Raw genomic sequence first — 16,237 nt, 5'->3', positions numbered from 1 at the left:
AGAGCAACCCATGAAACGCATCCTGATCATCGGCATTGGCGCCGGCAACCCCGACTACATCACGATGCAGGCCGTGAAGGCGCTGAACCGTACCGACGTGTTCTTCCTGATGGACAAGGGCCAGAGCAAGGACAAGCTGATCGACCTGCGCCGGGAAATCTGCGACACCTATATCACCGAGCCCGGCTACCGTTTTGTCGAGGCCGACTGCCCGGAGCGTGTGCGCGGTGAAATCGACTACACCACCGCTGTGCAGGACCTCAACCGCGATAAGCAGCAGACCTTCGAACGCATGATCAACGAAGAAATGGCTGACGGTGAGGTGGGGGCGTTCCTGGCCTGGGGCGACCCGGCGCTGTACGACAGCACCATCCGCATCTTGCAGGCGATTCTTTCCAGTGGTCGCTGTGTCTTCGAGTTTGAAGTGATCCCCGGCATCACCAGCGTGCAAGCCCTGGCGGCGCAGCACAAGGTGGCGCTCAACCGTATTGGCAAGTCCATCGAAATCACCACTGGGCGCCGGTTGGCGGCGGGGCAGGCGAGTGATGCCGATACCCTGGTGGTCATGCTCGACGCCGAAGATTCCTACCGCAGTGTGGCGGATCAGGACCTGGATATTTACTGGGGCGCCTACCTGGGCACCCCGGACGAGATCCTGATCAGCGGTAAAGTGGCGCATGTGGCAGAAGAGATCGAACGGGTACGCAAGGCGGCGCGCCTGGAAAACGGCTGGATCATGGACACCTATTTGTTGCGCAAACCCTGAGGTAAACCCGATGCTCAAACAACTTGCCCTCGCCTTGGCCCTGGTGGCCGGCGCCGCTCATGCCGACTCCGGCTTGCACACCGACTTGCCTTTGTCCTACCTGGAACAGACCCAGGGTGATGCGCGCAACCAGCCGCTTGTGATCTTCCTGCATGGGTTTGGCAGCAACGAGGAAGATCTGTTTGGTATCAAGGACGCGTTGCCGTCCACCTGGACCTACCTGTCGGTGCGCGCGCCGCTGCCCGTGCAGCCGCAAGGTTATCGTTGGTTCACCAAGACCGATGAGCCTGAGTACAACGGCGAGACTGATGAACTGTTCAGCAGCGCCCGGCTGATCAAGGACTTTGTGCTCAAGGCTACCGCCAAGTACCACACCCAAAGTGATCGGGTGTTCCTGGTGGGGTTCAGCCAGGGCGCGATCATGTCTTACGAGGTGGCCTTGCGTGAACCCGAGTTGGTACGCGGTATCGCTGCGCTCAGTGGCAGCGTGCTACCGGTGCTCAGGTCTGCGCTGAAACCGGATGCGTCCATGGGCAAGCTGGCGATCTTTATCGGCCATGGCACTTTGGACCAGGCGCTGCCCTTCAGCTCGGCCACGCAGGCGAACAAGGTGCTGACGGGGTTGGGGCTCAAGCCGGAGTTTCATGAGTACCCGGGAATGAATCACACCATCAGCGAAGCGGAAATCCAGGACTTAAAAGCCTGGCTAGAGAAAAGCCTGAAGTGAAATGCGCTTGAACATGTGGGAGCTGGCTTGCCTGCGAAGACGGCCTGGCAGTCAACACAGTTGGACCGTGTACATATCCATTCCTGCGGTAACGGCCACTTAGGGCTCCGCCCTTACGGCGGCTCACTTTGCAAAAGCGGCAAAGTAAGCAAAACGCTCTTGCCCCACCACTCGGCACCTCGCCTAGGCTCGGTGTGCCCGTAATCCGCCAGTGATTTGGGGGGCCGCCGCCACGCGCCATCCATGGCGCGGGGCGGCTAAACCGGCATCCCTGCCGGTTTACCCCCCAAATCCCTGTCGAATTCCGGCCAGCGTGGTTTAACGGGGCGCCTAAGATCAAAAGCAGATCAAGAGCGGCTCGCTTCGCATCGTGGTTACCGCTGAGCTTACAGAGTTATGTAGATACCTATGCTGCGATAGCGGTGGCTCAGTAAAAGATTCAGTGACTGACACACCGCCATCGTAGGCAAGCCCGCTCCCACATGGGTTTTGTGTTGGCTGGAAGGGGGGGCTACTTGCCGCCCGTAATCTGCTTCACCAACGCCGCATGCCCCTTCACATCATCCGCCCGGGAAATCGCCTGGATCACCAGCAAATGGTTGCCCGAACCACCCAGGAACGTGGAGTTCAAGGTCTTGCCTCCGCCTTGGGTAGCGCTGCTGTCCACCTGGCGCAGGCCCAGGCCCTTGTAGGTGAGTTTCTTCTCCCCCAGTTTCTTGAAGTCGGGCATGGCGGCGCTCTGGTCTTTGACGAAATCAGCCACGGCGCCGTCGAGGAACTTCGGGTCGTTATCCTGGATAGTTGCTCCATCGTTGCGCACGGTTTCGGCGACGATCACCACACTTTTCATCGTTGAGTTAGCGTACAGGGTGCCTTGGGTGTCAGCGGTGCCGTCTTGCGCCGTGCCGGAGGGCAGGGTGTCGGCGCTGTAGGCTTTGGGCAGTTTGAAGGTGAACTTGCCACCCAAGGTGGAGATTGTCTGTGTGGCGGGCTTGGTGGCAGCGAACACGCTGCCGGCGGTAAGCGCTAGGGCGAGCAGCATTGCGGTTTTGGTGAACGTGGCCATGAAGCACTCCGGGGTTGAACGAAATTGCGGCGTATTCTGTCAGAAAATTCGCAATTTCGTTCATCCAGCCCATCACAGCTTGTCGGAGGATTCCTCGTCAAGCCTGTCCATTTCAAACAAGCGCGCCAGTTCCGCACGGGCTTCCTGGGCAGTTTGCATGACCTTGGCCGCGTCGTCGTATACCGCGTGTTGGGCGGCAAGTACCTGCTGGTCGTGGGTTTTGAAGCGGTTGATGCGCGCATCGGCCTGGGCCTGGCTCAAACCGAGGCCGACCAGGGTACGGCGGCTCATTTCCAGGCTGGAGTAGAAGGTTTCGCGCACCGGTGAAGCGTCCAGGTCAACCAGGCGGTGTACGTGCTGGCGGTTACGCGCGCGGGCGATGATCTTCATGTGCGGGTAGAGGTTGCGCACCAGCTCGGCGGTCTTGATGTTGATCTCCGGGTCGTCCATGGCGATCACGAAGAATTCCGCTTGATCGACTTTGGCGGCGTGGAGGATTTCCGGGCGTTGGGGGTCGCCGTAGAACACCGGCATGCCGCCGAAACTGCGGGTCAGCTCGATGGTTTCCACCGAGGTGTCGAGGGCGATGAACGAGATGTTCTGCGCGCGCAGGATTCGCGCCACGATCTGGCCCATCCGGCCCATGCCGGCGATGACCACGCGAGGCGCATCGCTTTCGATGGCGCGGTATTCCTCGGGCACTTCCACCGGCTTGGCCTTGGGTTTGAACAGCTTCGGGCACACCAGCAACAGCAGCGGAGTCACGGCCATGGACAGGGTGATGGTGAGCACCAGCACGTCGTACAGCTGCGGTTCGAACAGGCCCTGGTCGCGGCCGATTTTGAACACCACAAAGGCGAACTCACCCCCCGCCGCCAGCACCACGCCCAGGCGCAGGGCACTTTCGCGATTGAGGTCGCCCACCATCCGCCCGACGGCGTACAGCAGCGGCAGCTTCAAGCCGATCAGCAGCAGGGTCAGGCCGATCACCACCAGCGGCGTGCTGAGCAGCAAACTGAGGTTGGCGCCCATGCCCACGCTAATGAAAAACAGCCCCAGCAGCAGGCCCTTGAACGGCTCGATCTGGGATTCCAGTTCGTGGCGGTATTCCGAATCCGCCAGCAGCAGGCCGGCGAGGAAGGCCCCCAGGGCCATGGACACGCCCACCAACTCCATCAGCCAGGCGGTGCCGATCACCACCAGCAGCGCGGTGGCGGTGGACACTTCGCGCAGGCCGGTCTTGGCCACAATGCGAAACACCGGGCGCAACAGGTAGCGCCCGCCGATGATCACCACCGCGATGCTGCCGAGGATCTGCAACACATGTTGCAGGCCCTGGGCTTCGGTGGTCGGATGATCGCTGCCGGCCAGCAACGGCACCATGGCGATCAGCGGGATGGCGGCGATGTCCTGGAACAACAGGATGGCAAAGGCCAGACGCCCGTGGGGTTGGTTGAGCTCCTTGCGTTCGGCCAGGCTTTGCAGGCCAAACGCCGTAGACGACAGCGCCAGGCCCAGGCCCAGTACGATGGCGCTGTTCCACGACTGGCCAAACAGCCATAGCGCGACCGCGCCCATCACCACACCGGTGAGCAGGACCTGGGCCAGACCGACGCCGAACACCGCCTTGCGCATCACCCACAAGCGTTTGGGCGACAGCTCCAGGCCGATGATGAACAGCAACAGCACCACGCCCAGTTCAGAGAACTGCGCCACGCTTTGCGGGTTGCCGATCAGGCCGAGAACCGACGGGCCGATGATCACACCGGCAAACAGATAGCCCAGCACCGCGCCCAATTGCAGGCGCTTGGCCAGGGGCACGGCCAGCACGGCGGCGAACAGGAACACCACGGCTGCTTGTAACAGGTTGCCTTCATGGGGCATCACGAACTCCATCGTTTACGTAGATCAACTCGGGGGGCCACAAAAATATTCCACAGCAGGGGAAATAGAGCGCTATTAGAGCGCTTTTTCACATTTTGAAACTTGTATTTTTGTCGCGACAGTCAATGGATGTTGGCTCTCATCCCATTCTTACGCCGGTTTTACGAAAGTATTAATACCATTTAATTCAATGGCTTTCGCGCGGGTCTACTAACGTTTCGAAAAACTGGATCAGTAGTCACCACGGTCAGGTGTTTCGAATTCGATGCGTGTGGATCGTTGAAACAAGGCTTGCACGCAGTCACGGATGAAAGGCTTGGACCACAAGGAGTAGAACGTGGATAGAAGACTTGCGACTGCCGCTTTACCTCGTATTTCTGCACTTTCTCTCGCGATCCGCCTCGGAGTGGCCGGGCTGGTGATGGGCCTGGTAAGTCCGGACGTGTTTGCCGCCTGTAGCCCGGCAAGTCCTACGGTCGGCGCGACGGTGACCTGTACGGGCGTGCCGTCATTGCCATTGTTCCTCAACACTTTCAGCAGCGCGGTCAATAACCTGACGGTCAACGTCAATGCCGGGGCGCAACTCAACGCAACGCTGGGCGGCAAAGCACTGACCCTGACCGGCAACAACGCCACGTTGAACAACTCCGGCACCATTGACCCGGCACTGCTCGGACTGGTTTCAGTGCTGAGCGGTGGGGTGGTGATCGGCAACACGGCAGCCAGCGTGTTGAACATCACCAACAGTGCCACCGGCATCATGCGCGGTACTGGCGCGTTGCTGGGGCTGAACCTGGCCTCGTTGGATGGCATGGCCCTGAACGCCATCAACGGCGCAGGCGGCACCACCACGATCGTCAACAACGGCGTCATTGGTTCTTCCTCCTTGCTCGGCCTGTCGCTGTTCACGTCCGATACCCCGGTGGTAGCCGTGCAGGGTGGCGGGCAGGTCAATATGACCAACAACGGCGCCCTGACCGGGCGCGTGGCGTTCGAGAGCTCTGCTACGGGAAACACGTTCCGCAACACCGGCACTATCTCTGGCGGCGTGTCGATGGGGGCCGCCAGTACCAACACCTTTACGGCAGTCACGGGCTCGCAAGTGACCAACGGTGGCGGTATCGGCGTAAGCCTGGGCGGCCTGATCGGCGTGAACCTGACGTTTGCGCCCACCGGCCAGGTGGACGGCGGCGCAGGCGGCAGCAACTCGCTGATCCTTGAAAACACGACGGGCGTCGGTGGTGGCAGTACAGGCACCGGCACGGCTTCAAGCGCCAACTATGTCAACTTCAACAACCTGGCCATCAACAGTGGCACCTGGACGTTGCAGGGGCCGTTGGTCAGCGGCAGCACTACGCTCAATAGCGGTGTCGCGCAATTCAATAACAACGCGACATTTGGCAGCGGTGTGCTCACGTCTAACGGCGGTGCTATCGAGGCCACCGGCAACGGCCTGACCCTGACCAACCTGATGACCCTGGGTACCGGTGGTTTAACGGTACAGGGCGCCTCGACCGGGCTGACCCTGAATGGTGTGATCTCGGGCGCCGCGGGGGTGAGCAAAGCGGGTACCGGCGAGTTGATCCTCAGCGGGGCCAACACCTTCCAGGGTGGTACCACCTTGAACGCCGGCACGCTTACATTGGGCAATGCCGCAGCGCTAGGTACCGGTGCCTTGACCGTTGCGGGTGCGAGTACGTTGCAGAGCAATGCAGCCTTGACCACCAGCAATGCAATCGCCTTGAACGCCAATCTGACCGTAGACGGCGTGAACCCGCTGACCCTTGGCGGGGTTGTCAGCGGTGGTTCCGGGTTGATCAAGGAGGGCGTATCGAGCCTGGCGCTTACGGGCAACAATACTTACACCGGCGCCACGGCCCTCAACGCCGGTTCGCTGGTGGTTGGCTCCAATACTGCGCTCGGCGCCAGTGTGTTGAACGCCTCGGCGGGTACCACGCTGGATGCCAGTGCAGCAGTGAGCCTGGGCAATAACCTCAACCTGGGCGGTAACCTGACCCTCGGCGGCAGCAACGCGCTGACCCTTGGCGGCGTGGTGGCGGGCCTTGGCGGGTTGATCAAGAACGGGCCGGCGGATCTGATCCTCAATCAAGCGAACACTTACCTGGGCAACACGGCACTCAACAGCGGCAAGCTGGTGATTGGCGCTACCGGTGCCTTGGGTGCGGGTACGTTGAATGCAGCCGCAGGCACGACTCTGGACGCCAGTACCAGTACGACGCTGGCCAACGCGATCAACCTGGCCGGTAACCTTGGAATCGGTGGCAGCGCCAACCTGACCCTGGGCGGCACGGTCAACGGTGCGGGCAGCCTGACCAAAGACGGCGCGGCCGGCCTGACACTCAGCGGCAACAATAACTTCCTGGGTGGCACCACCCTGAACGCAGGCAGCCTGACCCTCGGCAGCAACACGGCGCTTGGCCTGGGCAACTTGACCGTCGGCGGCGCCGCAACCCTGGACAGCACCTCGGCGGTGGCGCTGGGCAATGGCATTGTCCTCAACGCCGGGCTGACCGTCGGCGGCACCAATGGGCTGACCCTGGGCGGTGTGGTCAGCGGTGCGGGGGCGCTGATCAAGGATGGCCTGGCCAACCTGACCCTTGACGGCACCAACACGTTCACCGGTGGCACCAGCCTCAACGCCGGTACGCTGACCTTGGGCACGGCAGGCGCTTTGGGCGCAGGCCCCTTGACGGTCGGCGGTGCGGCAACCCTGGATAACAGTGCGGCCCTTACCCTGGGCAACGGGATTGCCTTGAATGGCGACCTGACGCTCGCGGGCAACAATGACCTGAATCTCAGCGGCGTGCTCAGCGGCGCCAGTGCGCTGATCAAAAATGGCTTGGCTGACCTGACCTTGAGCGGCAACAACACGTTTACCGGGTCATTGAATATTGTCTCCGGCAGCGTCACCACCGGCAGCGCCGGTGCATTGGGCAACACCTCTGGCGTCAATGTCAGCACCGGCGCCGCACTGAACCTGGGTGTCGACTCCAGCCTGGCCGGCCTCAGCGGTGCAGGTGGTGTGGCAGTCGGCGGCGGTTTGAACCTCACTGTGGGTGGCGTCAGCACCAGCAGTACCTTTGACGGTGATCTCAGCGGCGCGGGCAGCTTGATCAAGGTGGGTACCGGCACGCTCACGCTCAACGGAATCAATGGCATCACCGGTAACACGGCGATCAACGCGGGCACCCTGGATGTCGATGGTTCTCTGGGCAGCGCGTTGGTCAACGTGAACAGCGGCGGCACCCTCACCGGCAGTGGCTCGCTCTTGGGTACGGCGAATATCAATAGCGGCGGGCACCTGGCGCTGGGCAGTGGCACGACCTTGTCGGCTGGCGGCCTGAACATGAGTGCCGGGGCCAGTCTGGATGTGGCGCTTGGCGCACCGTCGCTGACCTCGCTGATGAATGTCGGTGGCAACGTGAATCTGGCCGGCGACCTCAATGTGAGCGATGCCGGTGGCTTTGGCGCCGGCGTGTATCGCTTGATCAACTACACTGGCGGCTTGACCGGCGCATTGAACGTCAACACGGTGCCGCTGGGTTATGGCCTGGGTGATCTGCTGGTACAGACCTCAGTGGGCAGCCAGGTCAACCTGGTGGTAGCGGCGCCGAATATTCGTTTCTGGGACGGCAGCAACACCCTTGCCAACGGCACTGTTGACGGTGGCAGCGGCACCTGGACAGCGGGTGGCACCAACTGGACCTCGGCCGACGGCCTGTCCAACCAGACCTGGGGCGGCGGCTTTGCCGTGTTCCAAGACGCGGCGGGGACTGTCAGCGTGAATGGCGTGCAAACCATCACCGGTCTGCAATTCGTCACCGATGGCTACAGCCTGGTCAATGGCACCGGTGGGCAGTTGAGCACCGGCAGCGGCAACTTCGCCGTGCGCGTCGACCCACTGGCGACTGCCACCCTCGGCGTCGATATCACCGGCGCGGGCGTGCTGAACAAACTCGATACCGGCACGCTGGTGCTCAATGGTGCCAACAGTTACACCGGCGGCAGCTTGCTCAATGGCGGCACGTTGGTGGTCGGCAGCAACACCGCGCTGGGTACCGGCACGCTGACCGCTGCGGCGGGCACCACCCTGGACAGCAACGCCTCCGTAACCCTGGGCAATGATGCGGTACTCAACGGCAGCCTGACGGTCGGCGGCAGCAACGCATTGGCGCTCAATGGCGCCATCAGCGGCACCGGTGGCCTGGTCAAGAATGGCACGGCAGGCCTGACACTCGGCGGCACCAATACCTTCCTGGGTCCCGTGGCCTTGAACGCAGGCGGGCTGATCCTGGCCAGCAATACGGCGCTGGGCGCGGGCGTGTTGAATGCCGCAGGCGGTACCACCTTGGACGCCAGCACGGCGGTCACCACCACCAACGCGATCAATCTGGCGGGCAACCTGGGCATCGGCGGCACCGCTGACCTGACCCTCGGCGGCGCAATCAACGGTGCAGGCAGCCTGACCAAGGAGGGCGCGGCCAATCTGATCCTCAGCGGCGCCAACGCCTACCTGGGTGGCACCACCCTGAACGCCGGTACGCTGACCTTGGGCAGCGCCACCGCCCTTGGCCTGGGCAACCTCACCGTTGGCGGCGCGGCGACCCTGGATAACACGGCAGCGCTGACAGTGGGCAATGGCGTCGTGCTTGACGCCAACCTTGCCGTTGCCGGCAGCAACGACCTGACCCTGGGTGGCCTGGTCACCGGCACGGCTGGCCTGAGCAAAGACGGCGCGGCCAACCTGACCCTCAATGGCGTCAACACCTTCCAAGGCGGCACCACCCTCAACGCCGGTACATTAACCCTGGGCACGGCAGCGGCCCTGGGTACCGGCGCCTTGAACGTAAACGGCGCGGCCACGCTGGCTAACAGCACGCCGCTGGTATTGGCCAATGCGGTCAACCTCAACGCTGGGCTGACCGTGGGCGCTCTCAACAATAACCTGACCCTGGCCGGCGTGCTGGCCGGCAGCGGTAGCCTGGTCAAAACCGGCACGGCGGATGTGAGCCTGACCGGCACTAACACCTTCAACGGCCTGTTCGATGTGCAATCGGGCAGCCTCACCACGCTGGGCAACGGAGCACTGGGTGTCGGCGCCGGGGTCAACCTGGCGAGCGGTACGTCCTTGAACTTGGGCGGCAGCGCCAGCCTGGGCGCCCTCACGGGTACCGGGCTTGCAACCGTAGGGGCCGGCAGCACCTTGAGCGTCGGCAACAATAATCTGGACAGCACCTTCAACGGCGTCGTGGCAGGCCTCGGCAACCTGGCCAAAGACGGCACAGGCGCCTTGACCCTCGGCGGCCTCAGCGTGGTGACCGGGGACGCCCAGGTCAACGCCGGCAGCTTGCTCGTCAATGGTTCCCTGGCCAGCGCCAACGTGGCGGTGGGCAGTGGTGCCACCCTCGGTGGTACCGGTACTTTGTTGGGCAACGTGACCATCGCCGACGGCGGCCATCTGGCCGTCAATTCCGGCGCGACCCTGACCAACGGTTCGCTGCTGCTCAATGCCAACTCCAACCTGGATGCGGGCCTCGGCGCGCCCGCCACGGGCGGCACGGCGCTGGTGCAGGTCAACGGCAACCTGACTCTGGACGGCACCCTCAACGTCACGGATATCGGCGGCTTCGGTGCGGGTATCTACCGCCTGATCGACTACACCGGCGGCCTGACCAACAACGGCCTGCTGCTGGGCAGCCTGCCGGTGAACATCCCGGCCAGCGACCTGGACCTGCAAACCGCTATCGGTAACCAGGTCAACCTGCTGGTCAACGGCAGCACCAACGTGCAGTTCTGGGACGGCAGCCAAACCACGGGCAATGGCACCATCGAAGGCGGCAGCGGCACCTGGAGTGCAGGCGCCAGCCAATGGACCGGCGTCAACGGCGCATTCAATACAGCCTGGACCCCGAACAGCTTTGCCGTGTTCCAAGGCACGGCGGGCACTGTCACGGTTGACGGCGCGCAAGCCATCACCGGTTTGCAGTTCGTCACCGATGGCTACAACCTGGCCGGCGGGGCAGCGGGCGCCTTGACCCTGTTCAACGGCGTGGGCGGCAACACCGCCGTACGTGTCGATCCCGGCGTCACTGCCACCCTGGGCGTCGCGCTCAACGGCGGCGGCACCCTGGCCAAGCTCGACACCGGCACCCTGGTGCTTAACGGTGCCAACAGCTACACCGGCGGCACCGCCCTGGATGGCGGCACGCTGGTGGTCGGCAATGACAGTGCCCTGGGCAGCGGCGCCTTGACCACCGCCAACGGCACCACCCTGGACAGCAACACCGCAGTCAGCCTGGCCAATGCGCTCAACGTCAACGGTAGCCTGACCCTCGGCGGCAGCAATGCCCTGACTCTGTCCGGCACTGTGGCGGGCACCGGCAGCCTGATCAAAAATGGCATCGCCAACCTGACCCTCAGTGGCAACAACGCCTATACCGGCCCAACCGCACTCAACGCAGGCGGCCTGATCCTGGCCTCCAGCACTGCCCTGGGTAGTGGCGCCCTGAACGCGGCCGACGGCACCACCCTCGACAGCAGCACGGCGGTTGCCCTGGCCAATACGGTCAATCTGGCTGGCAATCTGGGCATTTTGGGCACCGCCGACCTGAGCCTGAACGGCCTGGTCAGCGGTACCGGTGGGCTGACCAAAACCGGCGCGGGCGACCTCACGCTCAACGGCGCCAATGCCTACTTGGGCGGCACGCAGTTGAATGCCGGCTCCCTGACCCTGGGCAATGCGTCGGCCCTGGGCAGCGGTGCCTTGGCGGTCAATGGGGCAGCCACCCTGGACACCAACACGGCGTTGGCCCTGGCCAATAACACCAGCCTGAATGCCGCGCTCACCGTCGGCGGCAGCAACGACCTGAGCCTCAACGGCGTGGTGGACGGCAGTGGTTCGTTGACCAAGGCCGGTGGCGCCAACCTGACTCTGAACGGCGCCAATACCTACAGCGGCGGCACGGCACTCAATGCCGGTACGCTGACCCTCGGCAGCACCACGGCCCTGGGCTCGGGCGCGCTGACCGTCGGCGGTGCGGCGACCCTGGCCAATAGCACGCCGCTGGTGCTGGCCAATGCGGTCAACCTCAATGGCGACCTTACTGTCGCTGGCAGCAACAACCTGACCCTGGGCGGTGTACTCGCTGGCAACGCGGCGCTGATCAAAAATGGCGCGGCGGACCTGCTGCTGACCGGCAACAACAGCTTCAGCGGCCCACTGACCGTGGCGGCGGGCAGCGTGACCACGACGGGTAATGGTGCGCTGGGCACCACCTCCGGCGTCACTGTCGGCAGCGGCGCGAGCCTCAACCTGGGTGGCAACGCCAACCTCAACAGCCTGGCCGGCAACGGCACGGTGCAGGTCGCTGGTGGCGCTACGCTGGCGGTGGGTGGCAGCAACCTGGATAACAGCTTTGGCGGTGCGCTCAACGGTGCCGGCAACCTGGATAAAAACGGCAGCGGGGTGCTCAACCTGAGCGGCACCAATGCCCTCAGCGGCGCGGCCAACGTCAACGGCGGTACCTTGAATGTCACAGGTTCCCTGGCCAGCGGCACGGTGGCGGTGAACAGCGGCGCAACCCTGGCCGGCAGCGGTTCATTGGCCGGCGCGGTGTCCGTGGCCGACGGTGGGCACATCGGCCTGGCCTCCGGCAGCACACTGTCGGTGGGCTCGTTGGTGCTGGGTGGCAACTCGAACCTGGATGTTGGCCTCGGCACCCCGGTGCTGGGCGGCGGCACAGGCCTGCTGAATGTCGGCGGCGACCTGACTCTGGACGGTAACCTCAATGTCACCGATATCGGCGGCTTTGGCAGCGGCGTCTACAACCTCATCAACTACACCGGGGCCTTGACCGATAACGGCCTGGCGCTCGGCACACTGCCAGGCAGTGTGGTACCGGGTGATCTGCAAGTGCAGACCGCGATCACCAGCAAGGTCAACCTGCTGGTGACTGCACCCAACACCACCGTGCAGTTCTGGGATGGCAACAGCCTGATCGGCAACGGTGCGATTGACGGCGGCAACGGCACCTGGAACGCCGGCAATACCAACTGGACCAATGTCGACGGCACCCTCAACCAGGGCTGGGTCAACAGCTTCGCGGTGTTCCAAGGCGCGGCGGGCAACGTGACGGTGGACGGCACGCAGAACATCACCGGCATGCAGTTCGTCACCGATGGCTACACCCTGGGCGCTGGCACAGCGGGCGTACTCAACCTGGTCAATGGCGGCACCGGCAACACCGCGGTGCGCGTCGACCCGAACGCCACCGCGACCCTGGGCGTGACCCTCAACGGCGCTGGCACCCTGGCCAAGCTCGACAGTGGCACCCTGGTACTCAACGGCAATAATGGCTATACCGGCGGTACCGCGCTGAATGGCGGCACCCTGGTGGTGGGCAACAACAGTGCCCTCGGCACAGGCGCTCTGACGGCGGCCGGCGGCACCACCCTGGACAGCAACGCGGCGGTCAGCCTGGCCAATGCGGCTGTACTCAACGGTGCCTTGGCGGTGGCAGGCAGCAACGCGCTGACCCTGGACGGGGTTATCAGCGGCAGCGGCAGCCTGGTGAAAAACGGTGCGGCAGCGCTGACGCTCAATGGCGTCAACAGCTACAGCGGCGGCACTGGCCTGAACGCCGGTCAATTGATCCTTGGCAATAATGCTGCCCTGGGCAGTGGTGCCTTGACGGTCGGCGGCGCGGCGCAACTGGATGGCAGCACCGACCTGCAACTGGCCAATACCCTCAACCTGGGTGGCCCGCTGACCCTGGCCGGCAGCCACGACCTGGCCCTCAATGGCGTGGTCAGCGGCACTGGCAGCCTGGTGAAAAACGGCAGCGGCGCCTTGTTGCTGACAGGTGCCAACACCTACAGCGGCGGTACCACGCTCAACGGCGGCACCACCACGGGCAACACCACCAGCCTGCAAGGCGCCATCGCCAACAACGCGGCGTTGACCTTCGAGCAAGCCATTGACGGCACCTACACCGGCAACCTTACCGGCGCTGGTGTACTGAACAAAACCGGCACCGGAGCGTTGCTGCTGACTGGCAACAACACCTTTACCGGTACTACCAACGTCAACACCGGCAGCCTGCTGGTCAACGGCACCTTGAACAGCGCCGCAGTGCAAGTCGCCAGCGGCGCGACCCTCGGCGGCAGCGGGACTCTGGGCGGTGCGGTGAACATGGCAGACGGCTCGGTGCTCCAGGCCGGCGCCGCGACGCCGCTGTCGGTGGGTTCGCTGGCCTTGTCATCGGGCACCACCCTGGACTTCGCCCTCGGCGCACCGGGTGCTTCCAGTACGGCGGTGAACGTGGCGGGCAACCTGACCCTGGACGGCACTCTCAACGTCAGCGATACCGGCGGCTTCGGCGTCGGCGTGTACCAACTGTTCCGCTACGGCGGCAGCTTGACCGATAACGGCCTCACCTTTGGCACCTTGCCGGTGGCACTGGGCAACCTGAGCCTGCAAACGGCGCTGGCCAACCAGCTCAACCTGGTGGTGCAAACCGCGCCAGGGCAAATCCAGTTCTGGAACGGCGGCACCACCAACCCCGATGGCACCATTACCGGTGGCAGTGGTACCTGGGGCCCGGGCACCAACTGGACTGACCCGACCGGCACCCAGGGGCAGGCGTCCACCAACCAGTTCGCGGTATTTGGCGGGCAGGGCGGCACCGTGACCGTGGTTGGCAACCAAGGCTTCACCGGTCTGCAAGTGCTGGACGCCGGCTACGTGCTGACGGCCGGCGAAGGCGGCAGCTTGAGCCCGACCAATGCGGCGGATGGCAGCCTGGCGCCAGTGCGGGTCAATTCCGGCGTGACCGCTCAGATTGATGCTCCGCTGGTGGGGACCGGCGGCATCAACAAACTGGATGCCGGTACCTTGCTGCTGACTGGCGCGAATACCTACACCGGCGGCACTACCGTCAGTGGCGGTACGCTGGCGGGCACCACCACCAGCCTGCGTGGCAGGATCCTCAACAACGCGCGGTTGTTGTTTGCCCAACGCACCAATGGCCAATTCAGCGGCACCTTGAGCGGCACCGGTGCGCTGATCAAGCAAGGCGCAGGCGCGCTGTTGCTGACCGGCAACCAGCCGTTCAGCGGCACCGTGGCGGTGGAAGAGGGCGTGTTGCAAGTGGGCAACGCGGCCAACCCAGGCGCCGTGCTCGGCGGCCAAGTCACCGTGGCCAACGGTGCGGGGCTGACCGGTAACGGCAGTGTCGGTTCGCTGGTCAACAACGGCTCGGTGACACCCGACAGCGGCAAGCTGACCGTGGCCGGCAACTTTACCAACGCCAGTACCGGTGCGCTGAACCTGGTGATCACCCCATCCACCACCGGCTCCCTGGCCGTGGGCGGCACCGCCAACCTGGGCGGCACCTTGAATGTGGTCAACCTGGCACCCTATGCCGGCGCCACCACCTACACCCTGCTGACCGCGGGCGCAGTCAACGGTACCTTTGCCACCACCAATCTGGAGAACCTGGCGTTCCTCACTACCGCGTTGAACTACAGCCCAACCCAAGTGGCCCTGGCGGTCAGCCGCAACGATGTCAGTTACGCCAGCGTGGCGGCCACTGGTAACCAGCGCGGCGTGGCGGCGGCGTTGGGCACAGGCACCGGAGTCGGTGGCGCAGCGGTGCAAAACGCCCTGCTTAATGGTGATGTGGCAGCGGCACGCGCGGCCTTCGACAGCTTGTCCGGCGAAATCCACGCCAGCACCGCCAGCGCCATGCTTGAAGACTCGCGTTACGTGCGTGATGCGGTCAACGAGCGTCTGCGCCAACCCGGTTGCTACCGCGAGGACGACCCGCGCAATGCCCTGGCACCTAGCGAGAACCACCTGAGCAGCGCCGGTTGCCACGGCGAGATGGTCGGCTGGATGCGCGTGCTCGGCACCTGGGGCCATATGGGCGGTGACAGCAACACCGCCAAGCTGGACCGCAACCTCAGCGGCTTCCTGCTCGGCACCGACAAGCAAGTGGACGACGCCTGGCGCGTGGGCGTGGCCGCCGGCTACACCCGCAGCGACCTGGACGCCAAGCGCCGCAATTCCAGCGCCGATGTGGACAGCTACCACCTGATGGCCTACACCGCCTACCAGCAGGAAGCCTTCGCCGCACGGATGGGCGTGGCGTACAGCTGGCATGACGTCGAAAGCAAGCGCAACGTGGCCGTCGGTGCCGAGGGCCAACGCCTCAAAGCCGATTACAAGGCACGCAGTGCGCAGGTGTTCGGTGAAGTCGGCTACACCATCCAAACCCCTAGCGTGGCCCTGGAACCGTTCGCCGGCCTGGCCTACGTCAACTACGACAGCGACACCATCAAGGAAAAAGGCGGTTCGGCAGCCCTGCGTGGCGATGCCGACCAGGACATCACCTACTCGACCCTGGGCGTGCGCATTGGCCAGACCATCACCCTGGGCAACGGCTCGAAAATCACCCCACGGGGCAGCATCGGCTGGCGCCATGCCTTCGGTGATACCAAGCCCGACGCCGACCTGAGCTTTATCAATGGCGGTGGCTCGTTCAGCACCCAAGGCGTGCCGATTGCCAAGGACAGTGCAGTGGTGGAAGCGGGGCTGGATTACCAGATCAGCCAGAACGGCAGACTGGGCCTGGGCTATTCGGGCCAACTCTCGCGTAACGACAAGGACCACGCAGTGACTGTGAGTTTCTCCCTCGGTTTTTGATCACGGCCGAGTTTTTTGAACCGCCCGAAAGGGCGGTTTTTTTTGGAAGATTTTTTGAAGAAGTACGTT

5 protein-coding genes are annotated in these 16,237 nt (G+C 63.8%); 3 read left to right on the top strand and 2 right to left on the bottom strand.

The annotated features are described in order from the left end of the window. The first annotated feature begins 10 nt into the window (after window positions 1-10). Entirely contained in the window at window positions 11-766 is a 756-nt protein-coding gene (cobF, locus tag HBO10_RS17790; protein ID WP_034127307.1) for a precorrin-6A synthase (deacetylating), read from the top strand. Between the two features lie 10 nt (window positions 767-776). Continuing rightward, window positions 777-1,493, top strand: coding sequence for an alpha/beta fold hydrolase (locus HBO10_RS17785; RefSeq protein ID WP_034127308.1), 717 nt, complete (start codon window positions 777-779; stop codon window positions 1,491-1,493). A gap of 511 nt (window positions 1,494-2,004) precedes the next feature. Here the strand turns inward: HBO10_RS17785 and HBO10_RS17780 are convergent. Beyond that, a complete protein-coding gene (locus tag HBO10_RS17780; RefSeq protein WP_034127309.1) occupies window positions 2,005-2,559 on the bottom strand; it encodes a hypothetical protein in 555 nt (184 codons plus the stop codon). Between the two features lie 72 nt (window positions 2,560-2,631). Next, entirely contained in the window at window positions 2,632-4,443 is a 1,812-nt protein-coding gene (locus HBO10_RS17775) for a monovalent cation:proton antiporter-2 (CPA2) family protein (RefSeq protein WP_034127310.1), read from the bottom strand. Between the two features lie 337 nt (window positions 4,444-4,780). On the opposite strand from HBO10_RS17775, the gene HBO10_RS17770 reads away from it, so the two are divergent. After that, window positions 4,781-16,168 (top strand): autotransporter-associated beta strand repeat-containing protein, encoded by an 11,388-nt coding sequence (locus tag HBO10_RS17770; protein WP_169922044.1) that lies wholly within the window; start codon window positions 4,781-4,783, stop codon window positions 16,166-16,168. The last annotated feature ends 69 nt before the right edge of the window (window positions 16,169-16,237 follow it).

Source organism: Pseudomonas sp. WS 5503, from assembly GCF_012985385.1.
Lineage (GTDB): Bacteria > Pseudomonadota > Gammaproteobacteria > Pseudomonadales > Pseudomonadaceae > Aquipseudomonas > Aquipseudomonas paracarnis.
This window is presented reverse-complemented; position numbering and strand designations above follow the sequence as displayed.